This window comes from Massilia genomosp. 1, from assembly GCF_011682185.1.
In the GTDB taxonomy this organism is placed as follows: Bacteria; Pseudomonadota; Gammaproteobacteria; order Burkholderiales; family Burkholderiaceae_D; genus Telluria_A; species Telluria_A rubra.
In genome coordinates this window covers 25,902-45,879 of sequence record NZ_WHJF01000043.1, presented here as the reverse complement: position 1 = coordinate 45,879, position 19,978 = coordinate 25,902, and the positions used below count along the sequence as shown (strand labels likewise).

9 protein-coding genes are annotated in these 19,978 nt (G+C 65.4%); 7 read left to right on the top strand and 2 right to left on the bottom strand.

Annotated features, from left to right (window positions below; genetic code table 11):
* The first annotated feature begins 127 nt into the window (after positions 1-127).
* The 4 genes from F1735_RS17190 to F1735_RS17175 all read left to right on the top strand — a co-directional run bounded on the left by F1735_RS17190 (position 128) and on the right by F1735_RS17175 (position 7,626).
* Entirely contained in the window at positions 128-2,938 is a 2,811-nt protein-coding gene (locus F1735_RS17190) for a TonB-dependent receptor domain-containing protein (RefSeq protein WP_167238063.1), read from the top strand.
* A gap of 237 nt (positions 2,939-3,175) precedes the next feature.
* Entirely contained in the window at positions 3,176-5,488 is a 2,313-nt protein-coding gene (locus tag F1735_RS17185; protein WP_167238062.1) for a TonB-dependent receptor, read from the top strand.
* A gap of 354 nt (positions 5,489-5,842) precedes the next feature.
* Positions 5,843-6,826, top strand: coding sequence for a fatty acid desaturase (locus F1735_RS17180; RefSeq protein ID WP_167238061.1), 984 nt, complete (start codon positions 5,843-5,845; stop codon positions 6,824-6,826).
* A 20-nt stretch (positions 6,827-6,846) separates the two neighbouring features.
* Positions 6,847-7,626 carry a phosphate/phosphite/phosphonate ABC transporter substrate-binding protein gene (locus tag F1735_RS17175; protein ID WP_167238072.1) on the top strand — a complete coding sequence of 260 codons (780 nt, stop codon included), beginning with the start codon at positions 6,847-6,849 and terminating at the stop codon, positions 7,624-7,626.
* A gap of 7 nt (positions 7,627-7,633) precedes the next feature.
* Here the strand turns inward: F1735_RS17175 and glnE are convergent, their stop codons facing one another.
* The gene (gene glnE / locus F1735_RS17170) at positions 7,634-10,384 is read right to left on the bottom strand and encodes a bifunctional [glutamate--ammonia ligase]-adenylyl-L-tyrosine phosphorylase/[glutamate--ammonia-ligase] adenylyltransferase (protein ID WP_167238060.1); all 2,751 of its coding nucleotides are present in this window, start codon (positions 10,382-10,384) and stop codon (positions 7,634-7,636) included.
* A gap of 181 nt (positions 10,385-10,565) precedes the next feature.
* On the opposite strand from glnE, the gene F1735_RS17165 reads away from it, so the two are divergent.
* From F1735_RS17165 to tldD, 3 genes are all read left to right on the top strand, one after another.
* Entirely contained in the window at positions 10,566-14,783 is a 4,218-nt protein-coding gene (locus tag F1735_RS17165) for a YhdP family protein (RefSeq protein ID WP_167238059.1), read from the top strand.
* 27 nt (positions 14,784-14,810) lie between these two features.
* Positions 14,811-15,608, top strand: a complete 798-nt coding sequence (locus tag F1735_RS17160) for a carbon-nitrogen hydrolase family protein (RefSeq protein WP_167238058.1) — start codon at positions 14,811-14,813, stop codon at positions 15,606-15,608.
* A gap of 82 nt (positions 15,609-15,690) precedes the next feature.
* Positions 15,691-17,151: a metalloprotease TldD gene (gene tldD / locus F1735_RS17155; RefSeq protein ID WP_167238057.1), complete on the top strand. Its 1,461-nt coding sequence runs from the start codon at positions 15,691-15,693 to the stop codon at positions 17,149-17,151.
* A gap of 113 nt (positions 17,152-17,264) precedes the next feature.
* Here the strand turns inward: tldD and F1735_RS17150 are convergent, their stop codons facing one another.
* A complete protein-coding gene (locus F1735_RS17150) occupies positions 17,265-19,943 on the bottom strand; it encodes a TonB-dependent receptor (protein WP_167238056.1) in 2,679 nt (892 codons plus the stop codon).
* Positions 19,944-19,978 lie beyond the last annotated feature (35 nt).

Genomic DNA, 19,978 nt, shown 5'->3' with positions numbered 1-19,978 from the left:
TTTGCCATGAATCCACCTTTGTGCAAAATTCATGGCCCTCGCTTTTGCGCGCGCCTGCTGGGGCGGGCAGCGGCGGGATCGGAAAACAAGACTTACCCATACCTATAAAGCAATTCTGGAGCTGAACTTGAACAAGAAACTCGCATTGAAACGTAGCGTCGTCGCCGTCGCCCTGACCCTGGGCGCGGCACAGATCGCGCTGGCGCAGCAACAAGCCGCCCAACGGGATGCCGCCCAAGCGATTCAAAAGGTCATCGTCACTGGCTCGAACATCAAGCGCGCGGTCGATACCGAAACCTCGTCGGCGGTGCAAGTGGTCGGCAAGGCCGAAATCGCCGCCATCGGCGCCAGCACCGTTAAGGACGTGCTCGACACGCTGACGTCGAGCGCCACCAACACCTTGTCGGACAAGACCGGCGGCGTGTCCTTCGCCGGCGGCGCCTCGGGCATTTCGCTGCGCAACCTGGGCAAGAATTCCACCTTGACCTTGCTCAACGGGCGCCGGGTCGCCAACTACGGCCTGGCCGACGGCGGCCAGCAAACCTTCGTCAACATCGACGCCATGCCGTCCGAAGTGATCGAGCGCATCGAGATCCTGCTTGACGGCGCGTCCGCCGTGTACGGCTCGGACGCGGTCGCCGGCGTCATCAGCATCATCACCAAGCGCGATTTCCAGGGTGCGCTGGCCAAGGCCGGTGCGCGCCAGTCGCTGCTCAACAGCAAGCTGGACAAGGACAAGACCGCCTCGCTGACACTCGGCAAGGGCGACTTCGAAGCCGACGGCTACAACGTGTTCGGCCACGTCGAGGCTTACCAGCGCGATCCGTACGCGACGCGCGAAACCATCAATGCGGTTCCGCTCTGGTGGAGCAAGTACGTCAACCCGAGCTACGGCGTGCAATCGACCTATTCGTATCCGGGCAATTACGTCGACCGTTATCCCAACCCATACCCGGCCAATCCCGCATTGGCAGGCAAGACCTTCAGCACCCCCGTGACCGGCTGCACTAACGTGCTCGACGGCACCTGCCGCTACGACCAGTGGGCCGGCGTTGGCCGCAGCCCGGAAGCGAAACGTTACAACTTCTTCGGCACCGGCCGCATGAAGCTGGGCGGCAACCGGGTCGCCTTTTCCGAAGTGACCCTGGGCCAGACCAATACCACCTACTTCAATGCGCCGGCCATCATGCAATTTACCGGCACCCCGATCAACTGGTATAACAGCAAGGGCGGCAAGCTCAATTCCTACACCGAGCCGAAGCTGCCGGTCGGCCATCCGAACAATCCGTACAGCTTCCCGGTGGCGCTGCGCTACCGCTACGCCGACGATGCGGGCATCTTCAAGAAAGAGGCGCAAGCGACGCAGTACCGCGCGCTGGTCGGGCTGGAAGGCAGCGATTACGGCTGGGACTGGACCACGGCGATCGGCGTCATGGGCTCGAAGGTCGACAATGAATCGCGCGGCCGCAAGCATGCCGTCAACTACACGGCCGCGATCATGAGCGGCGAATACAAGTTCGGCGGCGTCAACAGCGACGACCTGTTGCAACGCATGTTCCCGGCCTCGACGGTCGGCGGCGAATCGAAGCAAACCTTTATCGACGCCAAGGCCACGCGCGAGCTGATGCAGCTCGACGGCGGCCCGCTGTCGCTGGCCATCGGCGGCGACTTCCGGCGCGATGCGTTCAACGCCTACGTGAGCGAGAATATCTCGAGCGGCCAGATCGAGGGACTGGGCGCGATCAATGTGGACGGTGCGCGCAATGTCAGCGCCGCCTTCGCGGAACTGAATGCGCCGTTGACCAAACAGCTCGAGCTCAATGCCGCGGTGCGCCTCGACAAGGTGGGCGACACCGACCTGTCGCTGGTGCCGAAAGTCGGCATGCGCTATGAAGTGAACAAGCGCTTCATGCTGCGCGGCACGATCGCCAACGGTTTCCGCGCCCCGAATGTGGCCGAAACCGGCAAGGTCGACCTGGCCGCCTTCCGCAACAGCAACGTCGATCCGAAGCGTTGCGCCACCGCCAACCAGCTCTACGCCGCGCTGAAAACCGGCACCACCCTGGACCAGGCCGACGCCTTGCGCGCGCGCGATGTCGGTTGCAGCGTCAGCTTTGCCTCGCTCACCAAAGGCAATGCGGAACTTGAGCCTGAAAAATCGCGCAGCTACAATCTTGGCCTGGTGATCGAGCCGCTGGCCAACCTGAGTCTGACGTTCGACTACTACCATATCGAGCGCCGCAATGAAATCAGCACCCGCAGCACGCGCCAGATCCTGGCCGACGAAGACCGCCGTCCGGGCAGCGTGCAGCGCCTGGCGGTGACGGCCGACGACATGCGCCTGGCGGCGCGCGCCAAGGAGTTGACGGGCACGGATGTGGTGTTCCCGGTCGGTCCGATCGCGGCGGTGTCGAACCGTTACGAAAACATGAACCGCACCCGCGTTTCCGGTCTCGACATGGAAATGAACCACCGCTGGAACATGGGTTCGGCCGGCAAGCTGGTGAGCAACCTGAAAGCCAACTACCAGCTCGACTACCGCAGCTGGGATACGGTGACCGACACGTTCACCGAAAACCTGGCCGGCAACTACGAGAAATACCGCTACCGCGTGCGCGCCTCGACGGCGTGGACGCGCGGCGCGTGGAATGTGGGCGGCGCGCTGACCTACCTGCCGGGCACCCGTTTGTACAATGACAAGTACGACACCAACTACACGACCGCAGGTTGCGCCAGCCAGGGGATCGATGCCGAATACTGCCAGATCAAGCGCGATGTCGTGACCGACATGCACGTGGCGTACACGGGGTTCAAGAACACCACCTTGTCGATGAACCTGTACAACGTGTTCGACCGCGCGCCGGCGCCTGACGTACGCGCCGACGATGAGCCATCGCGCGGCCGTTCGGTGCGGGCAGCGATGCAGTACCAGTTCTGATAACCGGATGAATGGCGCCGCAGGGCGCCATTCTGCGGAATCGCAATGGCCAGAAGCGTCGACGATTTTGCGAAAATCGCTCACCTTAAGACCGTCTTTCCCGCCTGGGCGGGAAAGACAGCGCTGAATCACATAAGCAAACTTGTTTATCTTCGTGTCCGAGGTTTCCTGCCTTCTATATACTTTTCGGATGAGATAGACCCGCACGCATGACCAATCAAACAAGAAGGAACACCGATGGCAAAGCAGTTGATCGCCCACGGCGCACTGGCGATCTTGTCGCTCGGCGTCATCGCTCCAACCCAGGCTGAGCAGACGCCCGCCGCCGCCCGCGCCGCTGCGCGCCAGGCCGCCGGGACCAGCACTTCCGAACAAATCGACAAGGTCGAAATCACCGCCACCCGCGCCATCAATGCGGTCGACGTGCAGCAAGTCCCGGCCGCCATTACCGTGTTGCAACCCGAAGGCCTGGCCAAATTTGGCCTGGGCAAGCTGTCCGACATCGCCAGCCTGGTGCCCGCCATGAGCGTACAGGAGCAGGGCGCCGGGGTGAACAACATCACCATGCGCGGCCTGGTCGTGCGCGGCATCGTGCCGTCCGAAATCCAGGATTCCTCGCTGGTGGCCGTGTACGTCGACGAGATGCCGGTCACCCTGAAATCCGGCAACCCGGACCTGAAAGTGCTGGACCTGGAACGCATCGAAGTGCTGCAAGGCCCGCAGGGCACCCTGTTCGGCGCCAGCGCCATGGCTGGCGCGGTGCGCCAGATCACCCAGAAGCCCGATACCACCGACCTGTTCGGCTCGGTGGAGGCGGTCGGCTCGCGCACGTCTGGCTTCGGCGGCAACAACGGCAACCTGCGCGGCATGGTCAACATGCCGCTCAAGGCGGACGTGGCCGGCCTGCGCCTGACCGGCTATACCGGCAAGGATTCCGGCTATATCAAGAACGACTTCAACGGCGCTACCACCAATGCCGTCTCGACCAACCAGGGCCGCGCCGCGCTGCGCCTGCGCGCCTCGTCCGACCTGGTGATCGACGCCAGCGCCACCGCCTCGAATATCAAGGGCGGCATCAACGATGCCTATTCGACGCTGGCGCCGTTCACCACCTTCGCGCTGCTGCCGCAGCAGAGCAACGATTCGCTGCAACTGTATAACCTGGCCTTGAATTACGACCTGGGCGGCGCGCAGTTGGTGTCGTCGAGCTCCTACCTGCACCGCGATACGCGTTATGTGCAGTCGGCCCAGTATCCGGCTACGGCGTTCATTTTCAGCGGCAAGAATCCGCTGATGGCGTCGGCGTATACGATCGGCAATGCGGTGACCGATTTTGCGCAAGAGTTCCGGCTCAATTCGACAAGCGGCGGGCCGTTCAAGTGGACCGCCGGCGCGTTTTTTGAAACCGGCGAACGCAAGCTGCGCCAGGAACAACCCACCGCAGGCTTCGACACTCGCTTTGGCGAAACGCGCAATTTCCCCGGCTATGACTCGCACGCCAACGACGGCGCCACGACGCCCAACAATTATTTTTCGGGCCGCCAAGACACCAGGTCGCACCAGGTGGCGCTGTTTGCCGAGGGCACTTACACCGTGTTCGAGAAACTCGACCTGAGCGCCGGCTTGCGCCTGTTCAAGGGTACCCAGGATTTCGACCTGCATTTTTCGGGCCTGTTCGGCAACCTGGTGGGCGCCACCCCGGCCTCGCCCGTCGGCAGCCCGGAGACGAGCAGCAGCAGCGCCACCGCGCAGGGCGCCAATCCGCGCCTGGCGGCGGCCTATCACATCGACCAGGATCACCTGCTGTACGCCAACGCGGGCAAGGGTTTCCGCTACGGCGGCAACAACCAGCCGGTGCCGTTCAACTTTTGCGGGCTGAATGCGCCGTCCACTTTCGCGCCGGACAGCCTGTGGAGTTACGAAATCGGTTCCAAGAACACCTTGTTCGAGCGCCGCATGACGCTCAATGTGAACGCTTACCTGAGCAACTGGGACGATGTGCAGGTGTTCAACAAGCTGCCATGCACGTATTACTTCACCCAGAACGCCGGCAAGATCCGCAGCGAAGGCGTGGAAGTGGAGGGCGCCTTCAAGCTGACGCGGCGCGCCAGCATCGGTTTCAATGCCGCTTACAACCATGCCTACGCGCGCAACGCGGTGGTGACCGGCATCGCGGCGCAAAACATTCCGGCCGGGGCGCGCACGCCGTATGCGCCGCGCGTGGCCGCCAGCGCCACCGTCAGCTACCGGATTCCGGTCGCCGGCACGGATGAAGTCGGCCTGGCCGCCAGCTATGCCTACAAGGGCAGCGCCTACACCAATTTTGCCGCCGCCCAGGGCAGCTATTCGGAGATTCCATCGTCGAATACGCTCAACGCCACCTTGACCTACACCACGCGCGCTGTCGAAGTCGGCCTGTTCGGCACCAATCTGAGCAACGGCAACAAAGTGAGCGATGTGACGAGCAACAGCATCGCCATCCAGCCGGGCGATACCTTGTTCATGGCGCGTCCGCGCACAGTGGGCATTCGTGTGAAATCGCGTTTTTGATGAGGATGTAGTTAACTTAAGCTCCGTCATTCCCGCCTGTGAGGCTGTCTCAAAACGCTAAAATCACCGCTCGGCGGTAGACTCATATCCGTCATCCGTCATTCCCGCGCAGGCGGGAATCCCATTGCGTGGCGTTGCAGCGAACTTGGATTCCCGCCTGCGCGGGAATGACGGTCTGGAGGAGGTAATCGTTGCACACTCCCCTTTTGAGACAGCCTCCTGTGCGGGAAGTCATTTCTGCCAATGGCGGGAATGACGGAGCTGAGTTTCCGGGCAAAAATAACTTCGGGTGGAGTTGGTCTCAAAGCGCGCTTTTAACCCGTCTTGTAATGCACTTACCAGGAGAACTTGCTTATGACAACAGCAGTGGCAAAGGAAGTGTGTACAAACTACATGGACGCCGCGCAACAGCAGCAAATGCGCGGCGAACGCCAGCGCTGCTTATGGCTGGCGGAATGGCCCACCTGGCTGTTGATCGTCGTCATTCATGGCGGCTGGCTGGCCACCCTGGCGACCTGGCGCGCGCTCGGCACACCCGCCGCCACGGCGCTGATGATCTGGTGGTGCGCGTGGTACATGTCGCTTCAGCACGAATTGATTCACGGCCATCCGACTCGCTGGCCGACGCTGAACCGCCTGTTCGGCACCTTGCCGCTGGCGGTGTGGTATCCGTATCAGTTGTATCGCGACAGCCATCTGCGCCATCACGTCGATTTCCACCTGACCATGCCGGCGCTCGATACCGAAAGCCATTATGTGTCGCCCGCCGCCTGGGCCGGCATGAGCAAGCCGCTGCAACAACTGCTGTGGTTTAACAAGACCTTCTGGGGCCGCATGCTGGTCGGCCCGGCGATCGCGATTGCGTCCGCCTGGATCGAGGCCGTGCGCCAGCCCTTGCGCGGGGACTGGACCCAGGCCCACATGTGGCTGCGCCATGTGCTCATGCTGGGGGCGCTGCTGTGGGTGGTCGAGGCCGCGTTCGGGGTGTCGGCGCTGTATTACGTGCTGGCGATTTCGTATCCGGCCCAGTCGCTGGTGATGATCCGCTCGTATTACGAACATCGCCCGGCGCAAAACCACAAGCAGCGCATCGTGCTCAACGAAGCGGGCTTCGTGTTCCGCCTGCTGTATCTGAATAACAATTTCCATCTGGTACACCATGACTTTCCATCGCTGCCGTGGTATCTGCTGCCGCGCGTCTACCATGCGCGGCGCGAGGCGTATATTGCCCGCAGCGGCGGTTTTTACGTGCGCGGTTACGGCGATCTGATGCGCCGTTTCGGCCTGACGGCGGTCGATGCGCCCGTGCATCCGCACATGGAGGACTCAAGCCGATGAGGTGGAGAGTGGCTTTTCCGATGTATCAGGTGTCCGCCCGTGTTGCGGCAGGCTACCAAGCCCTGTTCGAGGCGCTTCTCGACGTGCTGCGCGCCGAGGGCATGGTTGATGCCGTCGAATTCGAACGCGAGCCGGTGTTGCCGGACTTCTGGAAGCGGCCCGACATGCTGCTCAGCCAGACGTGCGGCTATCCTTACCTGACGCAGTTGCGCGAACACGTTCATCTGCTCGCCACGCCGGCCTACGACCTGGTAGGCTGCGCGGGGGCGGACTACGCCAGCGCGATCGTGGTGCGCCAAGGCGGCGGCATCGCCACCCTGGCCGACGCGCGCGGAAGAGTAGCCGCCGCCAACGACATCGATTCCAACAGCGGCATGAACGCGCTGCGCCATGCGGTGGCGCCATTCGCGCGCGACGGGCGCTTTTTCAGCGGCGTGACATGGTCGGGCAGTCACCGCGCCAGCCTGGCGCTGGTGCAAAGCGGCGTGGCCGACCTGGCGGCGATCGACTGCGTGACGCTCGGCTATCTGCGCCGCGAGCAGCCGGCCAGCCTGGAGGGCATCGCGATCCTGGGCTACTCGGCGCCATCGCCCGGCCTGCCGTTCGTGACGGGCGCCGCCGTGCCGGACGCGCTGCGCCAGCGCTTGCGCGAGGCCTTGCTGGCGCCTGCAGCGGCGCTGGCCGCGCTGCTGCCTGCGCTGTCGATCGGCCACTTTGCGCCGTACACCGCGCACGACTATCAACGCATCGGCGCGCTGCAAGCAGAGGCGCACGCACGCGGCTATCCGCATCTCGCCTGAGGTCCCATCAAGCGAACACCGCCTCCCACAGCTGTTTGACCGGCGCGCTGTGCCTGGCCACCAGCGCCGCGTCGACGCGCGCATTATCCTTGCCCTGCAGGCGCATCTGGTGCTGCAGCTTGCGCATGGCGCGGTAGGCGTCGCCCACCGCCAGCGCCAGATCCGCATCGATCAGCCCAAGGTCGGCGAACATGCGCAGCAGGCCGATGTTGCCGAGGTTGATGGTCAGCTGCGGATACTGCGCGCAATGGCGCAGCACCAGGTACTGCGACATGAATTCGACATCGATCATGCCGCCCACATCCTGCTTGAGGTCGAACAGGCCGGGGCGCGCGGGATAGGCGTCGTGCATCTTCTTGCGCATTTTCAGCACTTCTTGCTTGAGTTCGTCCGCGCGCGCGCTGCGGTCGGTGCGCAGCACGCGTTCGCGCACCGCTTCGAAGCGCTCGCCGATGGCCGCGTCGCCGGCGCAGAAACGCGCGCGCGTGAGCGCCTGGTGTTCCCAGATCCAGGCCGAATTTTCCTGGTAGCGCTCGAACGCGGCCACGCTCGAGACCAGCATGCCGCTGGCGCCGTCCGGGCGCAGCGCGGTGTCGATGTCGAACAAGATGCCGGCCGAGGTGTGCGCCGTCATCCAGGTAATGAAGCGCTGGGCCAGCTTGGCGTAGTTGCCGGGCGCTTCCTGGTCGTCGTCGTCGAACAGGAAAATCACGTCCAGGTCCGACACATAGCCCAGTTCCTTGCCGCCCAGCTTGCCGTAGGCGATGACGGCGAAGCGCGGCACCTCGCGGTGGCGCGTGGAAATGGCTTGCCAGGCGGCGTCGATGGTGGCCGCGACGATGGTGTCGGCCAGCGCCGAGAGGTAGTCGGCCAGCTTTTCCACGGTCAGTTCGCCCGCCAGGTCTTGCGCCAGCAGGCGGAACAGTTGCGCGTGGTGGGCTTCGCGCAAAATATCCATCTGGCGCTCGGTGTCGCCGGCGGCCGCGCCCAGTTGCTCCTTGAGTTCGGCGGCCAGGGCGGCGCAGTCGGGCACGGCGCTGCGCACGCGCTCATCTAACAGTTCGTCAAGCACGATCGGGTGCTGGGTCAGGAAGGTGGCGGCCCAGCCGCTGGCGTACATCATGCGGATCACGCGTTCCAGGGTGTGCGGATACTCGGTCAGCAAGGACAGGTAGGCCGAGCGGCGCGCGATGGCTTCGAAAAACGCCAGCAGCCGGGTCAGGGTCGAGCTGGCGCTGCCGGCGCCGGCTTCGAGCGCGGTCTTGCCGATCAGCGGCAGCGCGGCGTTGACCAGCGCCAAGAGGCGGGTGCGGCTCGCTTCGGGCAGGGCTTGCACCTTGCCGGATTGCCAGGTGCTCATCAGGCGCTGGGCGGCGCCGCCGGCGTCGTCGAAGCTGAGCGCGCGCAGGTGCGTTTCGATCGCTTCGCGGTTGTCGAGGTCGGCCCCGGCCCAGCTGCTGGCGCCCGGGTCGACCGTGTCGCCGGCCTGCTCGGACTTGTCGCTGAAGATGGCGTCGAACTGGGCGGCCACGAAATGGCGGTGTTGTTCCAGTTGCGCCAGCAGGGTGGCCACGTCGGGCAGGCGCATCATCTGCGCGATGACGGCGCGGTCGGCCTCGCTGGCGGGCAGGGTGTGGGTCTGGGCGTCGTCCAGGTATTGCAGGCGGTGTTCCAGGTTACGCAGGAAGGTGTAGGAAGCGAGCAATTGCTCGACCGTATCAAGCGGCAGCAGTTCCTTGTCGGCCAGCACGCGCAGGGTGGCGCGGGTGGAACGGTCGCGCAGGGCGCTGTCGCGCCCGCCTCGGATCAGCTGGAACACTTGCGCCAGGAATTCGATTTCGCGGATCCCGCCGCGCCCCAGCTTGACATTGTTGCTGCGGTCCGGATGCAGGCGTTCCTGGCGGTCGACCTCGGCGCGGATCTGGGCGTGCATGGTGCGAATCGCGTCGATCACGCCGAAGTCGAGGTAGCGCCGGTACACGAAGGGATGGACGATGGCTTCCAGCGCGGCGATCTCTTGCGGCGCGCCGCTGACGGCGCGCGCCTTGACCCAGGCGTAGCGCTCCCACTCGCGGCCCTGGACGATCAGGTATTCCTCGACCATGTTCAGGCTGGCGACCAGCGGGCCGGAGTTGCCGTTCGGGCGCAGCGCCATGTCCACGCGGAAAGTAAAGCCATCCTCGGTGATCTCGGACAGGGCGGCGATCAGCTTCTTGCCCAGGCGCGTGAAAAACTCGTGGTTCGAGAGCTGGCGCTGGCCGGCCCCGGCGGCGGTGTCGCCATCTTCCGGGTACACGAAGATCAGGTCGATGTCGGACGAGACATTCAGCTCGCCGCCGCCTTGCTTGCCCATCGCCAACACAATCATTTCCTGCGGCAAGCCCGATTCGTAGCCGACCGGCATGCCGTGGCTGGCCACCTGCTCGGCCATGAGGGCGGCCAGATGGGTGCGGATGGCAAAGTCGGCAAACGCCGTCATGGTGGCCACCACTTCGGCCAGGTCGGCCTGGCCGTCCAGGTCACGCTGTATCAGGCCCGAGACCAGCAGGTTGCGCAGGCGGCGCATGGCGCGCACGGCGGGAAGCGGCGGGGCGCCCGGTTTGGCATCGTCCACGGCCACGCGGGCCAAGCCTTGCGCCAGGTCAAGCTGGTCGAGCGGGCCGGCGCTGATGCTGGCCACAGCGCCGGCGCGGCTCGGATCGGCCGCCAGCCAGCGTTGATAAAAGCGCGACAGCGGTGTCAGGGAGGCTGGATTCATTGGTTGGCGTCAGGAAAGGGTAAGTGAAAGTCGGGTTCGGTAGCGCTTGTATAAGGTAAAATTGGGACGGGCCGCGCTACGGTGAGGATCAGGACGATGGTAAGGGAGCCGGCGCGATTCGCGCAAGCCTTACCTTATTGCACTACATTTGGATACGGCGGGACCCTTTATCAGCTTATTGATGCATACACCGGAAGCACAGGCTCCTGCCGAGCACCTGCCCATCGCAGAGCGCTGGCGGCGGCTGCGTTCCGCCTATCGGGCCTGCAATCGCGCCACGCATCACGTGCTGGGCTTCACCATCAAGCTGGCGCTGCTGGTGTATTTTCTGTTCACCATCGTATTCCTGGTGCTGCGCTACCTGATCCTGCCGAATATTGACTATTACAAGGGCAATATCGAGCGCATCGCCAGCCGCGCGCTGGGCAGCGACGTCAGCATCACCCGCATCTATGCGTCCTGGCGCGGCTTGCGCCCGAATTTGTTCCTGGGCGATGTGATCCTGCGCGACCCGGCCGGGCGCCAGGTGTTGAGCCTGCCGAGCGTGTCGGCCACCCTGTCATGGTGGAGCGTGCCGACCCTGGAACCGCGTTTTTACTCCCTCGAAATCATTCGCCCCGACCTCGACATCCGGCGCGACGCCAGCGGCCAGCTGTTCGTGGCCGGCATGCCGATCAAGCAGGGCGAGCATGGCGACGCCGGCGGCGCCGACTGGGCCTTCAAGCAGCGCCAGATCCTGATCCGCGAAGGGCGCGTGCAGTGGACCGACCAGATGCGCGGCGCGCCGGTGCTGGCGCTGGAGAACGTCGACGTGGTGCTCAAGAACCGCTGGCAGCACCACCGCTTCGGCCTGCGCGCCACGCCCCCGGCCAGCCTGGCCGGGCCGCTCGATGTGCGCGCCGACTTCGCCCATCCGCGCTTTACGGCGCGCATGGCCGACATGCGCCAGTGGAAAGGCGAGCTGTACGCCGACCTGCCCGATACCGACCTGGCCGCCTGGACCCCCTACCTCGATTACCCGGTCAAGCTGAGCCAGGGCCAGGGATCGGTGCGCGCCTGGCTGAGCCTGGACCGGGCCAAGCTGGCCGGGTTTACCGCCGACGTGGCGCTGGCCGGCGTCAGTGCGCGCCTGGGGCGCGACTTGCCGGCGCTGGCGCTGGCGCGCGTGCGCGGCCGCTTGTCCGCGCGCGAAACCTTTGCCGCCGGCAGTAATCGAGGCACCCCGGCCTTCGGGACGCACGGGCACGAAGTGACGCTCACCAATTTTTCCCTCCTCACCGCCGACGGCCTGAGCCTGGCGCCCACCACCTTGTCCGAGTCCTACACCCCGGCGCGCGGCCAGGCGCCGGAGCAGGTGAAAGTGAGTGCCCGCCAACTCGACCTGGAAACCCTGTCGCGCCTGGCCGGCCAATTGCCGCTGACCGCTGTGCAGCGCCAGTTGCTGGTGGACGGCGGCCTGCGCGGCAAGGTCAGCGATTTTTCGGTGGAGTGGCAGGGCAAGTTCCCCGACCTCGCCAGCTACCGCGTGCGCGGCAAGCTCGACGGCCTGGGCATGCACGCGCAGGCGGCCCGGCCGGCCGTGGCCAGGACCGGTTCGAGCCCGGCGCGCGCGGCGTTTCCGCCGATTCCCGGCATCGAGAATTTGTCGGGCGTCCTGGACGCGAGCGAAAAGGGCGGCACGCTGGCCCTCAATTCGCAACAACTGGTGCTGCAACTGCCGGCCTGGTTCGCCGACCCGGCCATGACATTCGAGCAATTCGATGCGCGCGCGCGCTGGACCTTTGCACCCGAGAACAAATTGCTGGTGCAACTCGAAAGCCTCGATTTTGCGCAAGGGACGCTGACCGGATCGCTGTCGGGCACGCACCAGATGACCCTGGGAAGCCAGGCCGGCAAGCCGGCCGACATCGTCGACGTCAGCGGCACCTTGTCGGGCTTCGCGATCAACACCATCGGGCGCTACCTGCCCCTGAAAACCCCGGAACACTTGCGCGGCTGGCTGACCGGCGCGCTGGAAGACGGCATGGCGCAGGACGCCACCTTCCGCCTGCGCGGCGACCTGGCGCACTTCCCGTTCCGCAGCAATACGCCGGGCGAGCGCAAGGGCGAATTCCGGGTCGGCGGACGCCTGGAAAACGCCAAACTGAACTACGCGCCCGGCCATTTTGCGCCCGATGGGGTGGCGCCGGTGTGGCCGCAGGCCGAGCAGATCAACGGCAGCTTTTTGTTCGACCGCACGCGCATGGAAATCAAGGGCGACACGGCGAAAACCCGTGGCGTGGCGCTGAGCGCGGTCAAAGCCGTGATCGCCGACCTGGCCGACCCGGACAAGGTGCTGGAAATCGACGGCAACGCCGCCGGGCCGCTGCAAGATTTCCTCGGCTACGTGGAAGCGAGCCCGGTGCTGAACTGGATCGGCCGCTTTACCGAACACACGCGCGCAACCGGCAACGCCAAGCTGGGATTGAAACTGCAACTGCCGCTGGCCCACCTGATCGAATCGAAAGTGCAGGGCAGCTTGCAGCTGATGAACAACGACGTGGTGCTGTTCGATCCCTTGCCGCCCTTGCAGTCGGCCATCGGCAAGCTCGAATTCAACGAAAAAGGCCTCAACCTGAACGGCGTCGGCGCCAGCTTCCTGGGCGGGCCGCTGGCGCTGACCGGCGGCACGCAGCGCGACAATGCGATCGTGATCAAGCTGGCCGGCACGGCCACCGCCGACGGCATCCGCAAGACCTATCCGGCGGCCGCCTTGCAGCACGTGCTGGGGCTGGTCTCGGGCGCCGCCCGCTACAACGGCGCGGTGGTGGTGCGCGATCACCAGGCCCAGGTGACGGTCGACTCGACCCTGGCCGGCATGGGCGTGGAATTGCCGGCGCCGCTCAACAAGACGGCGGCCGACAGCCTGCCGCTGCATTTCACCCTGACCGGCCTGGCGGGCGCCGACCCCGGCGTGGCGCATGACGAGATCCGGCTGGCGCTGGGGCCGAACATCAGTGCGCGCTACCAGCGCAGCAAGCTGGGCAAGGGAGCGTGGAAGGTCGACAGCGGCGGCATCGGCGTGAATGTGCCGGCCCCGATCCCGGATAGCGGCTTGATGATCAATGCCGATATGAAAACCATCAACGTCGACCAGTGGATCGCGATCGGCTCGTCGGTGACGCACGCCGCCCCCGAGCCGGCGGCCGGCGCTCCGGCGGCCGGCGCTCCGGCGGCCGGCGCTCCGGGCGAGGGCATCGACCTGGCCCAGTACGTGGTGGCCGATGTGCTGGCCGCGCGCGCGAACGAACTGATCATCAGCGAACGCAAGCTCGACAACGTGGTGGTGGGCGTCTCGCACGTGAAAGATACCTGGCAGGCCAACGTCGATGCGCGCCAGGTGGCCGGCCACGTCACCTGGGCCGAGGGGCCGCGCGGCCAGGGCCTGGGCAAGGTCACGGCGCGCCTGGCGTCGCTGATCATTCCCGAATCGGCCGCCGCCGGCGTGAAAGACTTGCTCGAAGGCGGCAAGAGCGCGGCCGCCACCATTCCCGCGCTCGACATCGTGGCCGAGCATTTCGAACTGTTCAACAAGAAACTCGGGCGCCTGGAATTGGTTGCCAGCAACGCCCAGCTGGCCGGCGGGCGCGAGTGGCAGATTAACAGCTTGCTGCTGGCTAATCCCGATGGCGTGCTGCGCAGCACCGGCAAGTGGGTGACCGGGGAAGGGCACAGCAACACCAGCCTGAAGTTCGTGCTCGACATCGAAGATGCCGGCAAGTTGCTGGACCGCTTCGGTTTCCCTGAAACGCTGCGGCGCGGCAAGGGCAAGATGGCGGGCGAGATCGCCTGGAACGGCTTGCCGTATTCGCTCGACATCCCTAGTTTGTCGGGCAAGATCGAGATGGGCGTGGCTGCGGGCCAATTTCTCAAGCAAGACCCGGGCGCGGCCAAGCTGCTGGGCGTGCTGAGCCTGCAAATGCTGCCGCGCCTGCTCAAGCTCGATTTCCACGATGTGTTTTCGGAAGGGCTGGCCTTCGACGGCATCACCGCCAACGCCAGCATCACGCGCGGCGTGGTACGCACCGACAATCTCAAAATGCATGGCGTGGCGGCCACCGTGCTCATGGCCGGCACCGCCGACATTGCCAACGAGTCGACCAACCTGCATGTGGTGGTGATCCCCGAATTCAACCTGGGCACCGGCCCGCTGGTGTACGCGCTGGCGGTCAATCCGGTGGTCGGGCTGGGCAGTTTCCTCGCGCAACTGTTCCTGCGCGCGCCCGTGATGAAGGCGCTGACTTACGAAATGCAGATCACCGGCCCGTGGAAGGCGCCGGTCATCACCAAGCTCGGTGCGCCCAAGGGCCCGCCGCCGCTGGTGCTGCCGGCGAGCAACGTGAAACCCGAGACGAACTAAACAGAACGACCGACCGGAGAGCGAGACATGACGAGCGTGGCCGCAGTACAAATGATCAGCACTCCCGATGTCGCCGGGAATATCGCCACGGCGCGCCGGCTGGTGGGCGAGGCGGCGGCGCGCGGCGCCACCCTGGTGAGCTTGCCGGAATACTGGCCCATCATGGGCATGAGCGATACCGACAAGGTGGCCCACGCCGAAGCGCCCGGACAGGGACCGATCCAGGCTTGCATGGCGCAACTGGCGCGCGAGCACGGCATCTGGCTGATCGGCGGCACCTTGCCGCTGGTGTCCACAGACGCCGGGCGCGTCATGAACACCACCCTGGTGTACGACCCGCAGGGCGCGCCGGTGCGGCGCTACGACAAGATCCACCTGTTCGGCTTTACCAAGGGGCTTGAAACTTACGACGAGGCGCGCACCATCGTGCCGGGCGAGGCGGTGGTGGCCTTCGAAGCGCCGTTCGGGCGGGTCGGCTTGTCGGTCTGCTACGACTTGCGCTTTCCCGAGCTGTACCGGGCCATGGGCGAGTGTACGCTGATCGTGGTCACCGCCGCCTTCACCCACACCACCGGTCTGGCGCACTGGGAAGTGCTGCTGCGCGCGCGCGCCATCGAAAACCAGTGCTACGTGCTGGCCTCGGCCCAGGGCGGCACCCATGTGAACGGGCGCCGCACCTTCGGCCACAGCATGCTGATCGACCCCTGGGGCGAGGTCAAGGCGGTGCTGGACGAGGGTGAAGGCGTCGTCAGCGGCGCGCTCGACGCCGCTTTCCTGGCGGGTGTGCGCGAAAGCTTGCCCGCACTCAAGCACAGAAAGTTGTGAACGACGCTGTGAGCTCCCCTGTGAGCTACTGTAACGGGCCGACTATGGCACAATGGCTGATCCACATTGAAAGACCCGCAAAATGACACCGTTCGAACCGAATCTCTCCTCCCTGGCTGTCGCGCGCGATGTGCTGCTGACGCCCTTTGGCCTCGACGAAGGCAAGCTGCTCAGTACCCTGGGCACGATGTTCACCCACAAGGTCGATTACGCCGACCTGTATTTCCAGTTCACCAAGAGTGAAGGCTGGAGCCTGGAAGAAGGCATCGTCAAGACCGGCAGTTTCTCGATCGACCAGGGGGTCGGCGTGCGCGCCGTGTCCGGCGACAAGACCGCTTTTTCGTACTCCGACGAAATCTCGGAACGCGCCCTGCTCGACGCGGCCGCGGCCACGCGCACCATTGCACGCGCCGGCGCCGGCAAGATCAAGGTGGCCTCCTCGATGACCCCGGTGGGCGGGCGCTCGCTGTACCTGCCCAACGATCCGCTGGCCTCGCTCGACGCGACCGCCAAGGTCACATTGCTCGAACGCGTGGAAAAAATGGCGCGCGCCAAAGATCCGCGCGTGGTCCAGGTCATGGCCGGCCTGGCCGGTGAATACGACGTGGTGCTGGTGGTGCGCAGCGATGGCGTGCTGGCGGCCGATATCCGTCCGCTGGTGCGCGTTTCGGTGACCGTCATCGTCGAGCAGAACGGACGGCGCGAAATGGGCTCGTCCGGCGGCGGCGGACGCTTTAACTACGCTTACTTCGACGATGTGGTGCTCGAGCGCTACGCCGACGAAGCGGTCAAGGCGGCCGTGGTCAACCTCGACGCGCGTCCGGCGCCGGCCGGCCCGATGACCATCGTGCTCGGGCCGGGCTGGCCCGGCGTGCTGCTGCATGAAGCGATCGGCCACGGCCTGGAAGGCGACTTCAACCGCAAGGGGTCGTCGGCGTTTTCGGGACGCATCGGCGAGCGCGTGGCCGCCAAGGGCGTCACCGTGGTCGATGATGGCACCCTGGCCGACCGCCGCGGTTCGCTCAATATCGATGACGAGGGCAACCCGACCCAATGCACCACCCTGATCGAAGATGGCATCCTGAAAGGCTACATCCAGGACACCATGAATGCGCGCCTGATGAAGATGCCGGTGACCGGCAACGCGCGCCGCGAATCGTTTGCGCACCTGCCGATGCCGCGCATGACCAACACCTACATGCTCGGCGGCGACAAGGACCCGGAAGAAATCCTGGCTTCGGTCAAGAACGGCTTGTACGCGGTCAACTTTGGCGGCGGCCAGGTCGATATCACGAACGGCAAGTTCGTGTTCTCGGCCAGCGAAGCCTACATGATCGAAAACGGCAAGGTCACCTATCCGGTCAAGGGCGCGACCCTGATCGGCAACGGTCCTGATGTGCTCAACCGCGTATCGATGATCGGCAACGACATGCGCCTCGATTCCGGCGTGGGCGTGTGCGGCAAGGAAGGCCAGAGCGTGCCGGTGGGCGTGGGCCAGCCGACCCTGCGCATCGAAGACGTGATCGTGGGCGGTACCGCGTAAATCGCAGGCCGTCATCGCCGGCCCTGCCGGCGATGACCTTGCTCAAGAAAGTTCCCGAGGGGCGCACTGGTGGTGCGCCCCTTGCGTTGGCGGCCGGCGTTTCTCGGCCGCACTCAGAACTTGTAGGTCGCCCTCATGTAAAACGTGCGCCCGAGCGGGTCCGTGTAGCGCGCATCGTAGCCCTGCTGGAACGTTCTGCTCTGCAAGGTGAAAGGCGGGTCGTCGTCCAGCAGGTTCTTCACCCCGGCCGTCACGCTGACCTTCTGGTTGGCCGTGTACGTACACGCCAGCGCCCAGGTCGAGTAATGTCCCACTCTTCCGGGCACGACGCCGTCGGCGTCGGGCTGGTCGTCATAGCCGGACAGGTAGCGGTTGGACAAGGTCATGTTCAGCGGACCCCGGGTCCAGCCCAGGGTGGCGGTGTGGCGCCACCGAAACACCGGGCTGGCGTCGGCAAAGCGGCCCGCGTTGACCGTGAACGGCCCGTTGCGCTCGTTCTGGTAGTCGTAGCGGTCGACATAGCTGCCTTCCACGCCGAGCGTAAAGTTACCCAGCTGGCCGCGCTGCAAGCGCCACAGCATGCCCAGGTCGACGCCGCGCGTCTTGACCTCGCCCAGGTTCTGGGTGATCGCCAGCACGTAATCGAGCCGGGTGCGGGCGGCATTGTAGACATACAGGTTCTGGTATTTCTGGTAGTCGCCGAAGATCGATTCTTCCGCCAATGCGCTGATCTGGTCCTTGAGCCGGATATCCCAGTAGTCGGCCGTGAGCGTCAGCCTGGTGCTCGGTTCGAACACGATCCCGGCGCTGTAGGTGCGCGAGCGTTCAGGCTTGACCTCGGGATTGCCGCCGGCGCGGATTTTTTGCTGCTGGTCGCAGGAAATATTCGGGTTGGCCCCCGGCAGCGCCGTGCCGCCCGGGCACAGCACCGGATCGTTCCAGGGATTGCCGGTATTGGTGGTCGTCTGCGGCCCGTGCAGGTCGTACAGGGTGGGCGCGCGGAAGCCCTTGTTGAACGAGCCGCGCAGCAGTACCTGCTTGCTCGGCTGCCAGCGCAGCGCCACCTTGGGATTGAAGCTGTGACCGAAATCGGTGTAGTCGTCGTAGCGCGCGGCCAGGTTCACTTCCAGGTCCTTGATGACCGGGATGTTGAGCTCGGTGAAGACAGCGCCGATATTGCGGCTGCCGCTCTGGTCCTGGGCGTCGGCGTAGCCGGAACTGGAGGCCTGGCTGGCCAGTTCGCGGTTGACCCGGTAGTCGGCCTCGTCGCGCCGGAATTCGGCGCCGAGGGCGAAGCCGAGCGCGCCGGCGGGCAAGGTCATCAGTTCGCGGCTGGCCTTGACGTCGATGGCGCCGCTCTTGATCTTGGCGCGCAAATATTCGCCCAGGAGCAGCGACTGGCGCAGGTAGTCGTTGCCGGCGGGCGTTTGTTCGCCGAAGGGATTGAGCAAGCCATTGCCGACCCCTTCGATGATGCGCGCATCGACCACGTAGCCGTTGGTGAACGCGCTGCGCGCCCGCCCCACCGCATACGATAGCCCGAGCTTGTAGTCCCAGCCGCCGGCCGTGCCCTCCATGCCGGCCAGCAGGCGGTCGGTCAGGCTGACGTCGAGCCCTTCGCGCTTGCCCGTTACCAGCGGGCGCCAGCTGACGTCGAGCGCTTCGCCGGCCAGGCCGGCCACGGCGGGGGTGATGCCGGCGCCGGGGTAGAAGGGACTGGTGCTGCTCATGGTCAGGCCGATGCCGGCCAGCGGCGGCGGAGCCACGTGCGCTTCGTTGGTGCTGCGGCTGTGCAGGTATTCGAGGGTGCCGGTGTGGTCGGCGCCGATTTTTTTGCTGAAGCGGCCGAGGAAGGTTTCCTGCCTGGTCAGCGGAATCAGGTCGACGAACTGGGTCGAGTCGAAGCGGCAGTTCGGCGCGCCGCTCTGGTTGGGAATGGAGTAGGGCGGCCGGCAACCGCTGGCGTAGCTGGGATTGCCGGCAATGCCTTCGTCGGAAAAGAAGTTGGCGGGAAAGGTGGTGCCGCTGGTCTGGTACAGGCCTCGCTCGGGGCGCACGCCGGTGCGCGCGAAGTCGCGGTCGGTGGCCATGAGGGTGGACTGGCGGTGAAAGTCGACAATGCCGAGCAGGTTGTAGCCGTCGCTGGCCAGGTCGCCCCAGCCGCCGGTGACGTTGATGCGCTGCTCGTCGCCGCCGCCCGAGCCGGTCGGTTCGTGCGCTTCCACGCTCACTTCCATGCCCCGGTAGGAACGCTTGGTGACGAAGTTGATCACGCCGCCGATGGCGTCGCTGCCGTAGATGGCCGAGGCGCCGTCGCGCAGCACCTCGACCCGTTCGAGCGCGGCCACGGGAATGATGTTCAGGTCGACCGTGTCGGCGAAGAAGGGATGGTTGGCCAGGCGCCGGCCGTTGAGCAGCACCAGGGTCTTGTCGCTGCCGAGGCCGCGCAGGTTGGCCGTGGCGCGTCCGCCCGTGCCGGAACCGACCGACTGGCTCGAACCGGTCGAAGTCTGGTTCATGGGAATGGTGGCCAGCACTTCCTGCACGGTCGAGAGGCCCTGCTTGGCGAAGTCTTCGGCGCGGATGGTGCTGATCGGCAGCGCGGTCTGGCTGGCCAGGCGCTGGCGGATCGAGGTGCCGACGATCTCGACTTTTTGCATCGGCTGCGCGCCCTCGGCGGGGGCCTGGGCCAGGGCCTGGGCCTGGGCCGGCAAGGCCAGCACGCCGGCGCCGAGGAGGGCGCCGCCGGCGCACAGGCGGCGAACGGCGGCGGATAAGGCTTTTTCAATCATGGACTGCTCCGGTGGGGTGGTTTTACGGTTGCTGA

Excerpts from the sequence above, each read along its gene's own strand:
- F1735_RS17185 (WP_167238062.1), top strand. The coding sequence starts at position 3,176 with ATGGCAAAGCAGTTGATCGCCCACGGCGCACTGGCGATCTTGTCGCTC.
- F1735_RS17180 (WP_167238061.1), top strand. The coding sequence starts at position 5,843 with ATGACAACAGCAGTGGCAAAGGAAGTGTGTACAAACTACATGGACGCC.
- F1735_RS17175 (WP_167238072.1), top strand. The coding sequence starts at position 6,847 with ATGTATCAGGTGTCCGCCCGTGTTGCGGCAGGCTACCAAGCCCTGTTC.
- glnE (WP_167238060.1), bottom strand. The coding sequence starts at position 10,384 with ATGAATCCAGCCTCCCTGACACCGCTGTCGCGCTTTTATCAACGCTGG.
- F1735_RS17165 (WP_167238059.1), top strand. The coding sequence starts at position 10,566 with ATGCATACACCGGAAGCACAGGCTCCTGCCGAGCACCTGCCCATCGCA.
- F1735_RS17160 (WP_167238058.1), top strand. The coding sequence starts at position 14,811 with ATGACGAGCGTGGCCGCAGTACAAATGATCAGCACTCCCGATGTCGCC.
- tldD (WP_167238057.1), top strand. The coding sequence starts at position 15,691 with ATGACACCGTTCGAACCGAATCTCTCCTCCCTGGCTGTCGCGCGCGAT.
- F1735_RS17150 (WP_167238056.1), bottom strand. The coding sequence starts at position 19,943 with ATGATTGAAAAAGCCTTATCCGCCGCCGTTCGCCGCCTGTGCGCCGGC.